Source organism: Streptomyces sp. NPDC104096 (genome assembly GCF_055584385.1).
In genome coordinates this window covers 1-2,066 of sequence record NZ_JBVJMD010000152.1, presented here as the reverse complement: position 1 = coordinate 2,066, position 2,066 = coordinate 1, and the positions used below count along the sequence as shown (strand labels likewise).

At 66.7% G+C, this 2,066-nt stretch carries 1 protein-coding gene; it reads left to right on the top strand.

Features of this window, described 5'->3' with window-relative positions; genetic code table 11:
- The first annotated feature begins 137 nt into the window (after positions 1-137).
- Entirely contained in the window at positions 138-2,051 is a 1,914-nt protein-coding gene (locus ACZ60B_RS42880; RefSeq protein ID WP_469397507.1) for an IS4 family transposase, read from the top strand.
- Positions 2,052-2,066 lie beyond the last annotated feature (15 nt).

Below are 2,066 nucleotides of genomic sequence, written 5' to 3'. Positions count from 1 at the left end.
GCCAATGCCGCGGAGTTAGAGTGGAACCTGCCCACGTCAAGTGGGTTGGGGGTATTGGTGGTTGAACCGTACGACGCAACGGGATCTCTGATAGCCAGGAGTGATCCGCCAAGATCAATCCGAGCGCCGAGGTCCTGTTGCTCTGCCAGTCTGACACCAGCACTCTGACGCGAACCCTGACCGTCGCACGAGGCATCTTCGCTCCTGGCCATCTGGGCGAGTTGACCAAGTACCTTCCCTTTGAACTGGTCGACGCCGTGCTGGCGGAGACCGGGTCTGTCCAGCGCCGGTTACGGATCCTGCCCTCCCGGGTGGGCGTGTATTTCCTGCTCGCGCTCGGCCTGTTCCCACATCTGGGCTACGCGAAGGTCTGGGACAAGCTGGTCGCCGGTCTGGCGGGACTGCCAGTCGCGGCTCCCTCGGAAAAGGCGCTGCGTGATCTGCGGCGCCGTCTGGGACCGGTTCCGCTGAGGTCGCTGTTCGAGGTGGTGGCCGGACCTCTGGCACAGCCGCGTACGCCCGGAGCACGCTACCGGCACTGGCGCACTGTGGCCTTCGACGGCTGCAGCTCGATCAAGGTGCCCGACGCGGAACGCAACCGCGGCTGGTTCGGCCGGGCCAGGGTCCACCTGGGCTGGGCGGGCTATCCCACGCTGCGGCTGATGGCGCTGGTGGAGACGGGCAGCCGCGGCCTGCTCGGAGCGGCGTTCGGCCCCACGTTCCACGGGGAGGCCCATTACGCACGGCAGTTGATGCACCTGCTCGGCCCGCAGACGCTGGTGTTGGCCGACCGCGGCTTCGACAACGGCAAGCTGCTGGCCCAGTTCGCCGGCACCGGTGCCCAGTTCCTGGTCCGCCTCACCTCCAAGCGCCGTCTTCCCACCACCCAGCGGTTGCCCGACGGTTCCTACCTGTCCCGGATCCGCTCGGTGCAGGTGCGGATCATCGAGGCCGACATCATCGCGACCTGCACCGACGGCACCCGCCTGTATGACGGATACCGGCTGGTGACCACCCTGCTGGACCCCGACCAAGACCCCTGCGACGCCCTTGTCCGCCTCTATCACGAGCGCTGGGAGATCGAATCCGCCTACTACGCCCTGCGTCACACGCTGATGCAAGGCAGGGTGCTGCGCTCCACTGACCCGAGCGGTGTTGAACAGGAACTGTGGGCCCAGCTCACCCTCTACCAACTCCTGCGCACCGCCATGGTCGACGCCGTCGAGTCCGTGCCCGGCACCGACCTCGACCGGGCCAGCTTCACCGTCGCCCTGGAAGCAGCCCGTGACCAGGTCGTGGCCGCCCACGGAGTCCTTGACGAAGACGCCGGACTCGTCGGCCGGATCGGCCAGGCCGTTCTGGACAATCTCCTGCCCACCCGCCGCCCGCGAATCAGCTCCCGCAAGCTCAAATCTCCCATTCCGCGCTACGCCAGAACCGACGACGGACGCCCTTCGAACAGTACGAATATCGCCTCCATCACCATCAGCGTCCACGCCGCCCAACCGACCACGCCCGCTTTCGTCTCCCGCCGGCACCCCTTCTCACCTCCTGCGCCGCACACGCGCGCTTCCCAGTTGCCGCCCCTCATCGACCGCACCATGGGGTTCCTGCACTCCCACCCAGGGCGCTGCTGGAACGCCACCGAACTCGCGCACATCCTGGCCGTGCGGAATATCAACAGCTTCCGTGTCCTGCTGTCCCGCTGGGCCAGCCAGGGACACATTGCCAAGGTCGGCAGAGGCACCTACACCCTGATCGAGGACCTGGCCGCCGTGTCTCCGCCGCGGGTACCTCCCCGTGTCGACCCGGCCCTTTCCCGGTTCGAAGGCACTCTTGCTGTCCTGCAATCCGCACCAGAACACTCCTGGACCGCCGGGGAGATCGCGCCGGCACTCGGCATTGCCAACCCCAACGTCTTCGCCACCCAACTCAGCCGCTGGGCACGGAACGGGCGGATCACCAGAACCCGCAGAGGGGCCTACACCCTCCTGCCCGATGCACCAAAACCATTGGCAGAAAGCGGGTTGACCTGCAGAGATAAGCCTTAACTCCGCGGCATTGGC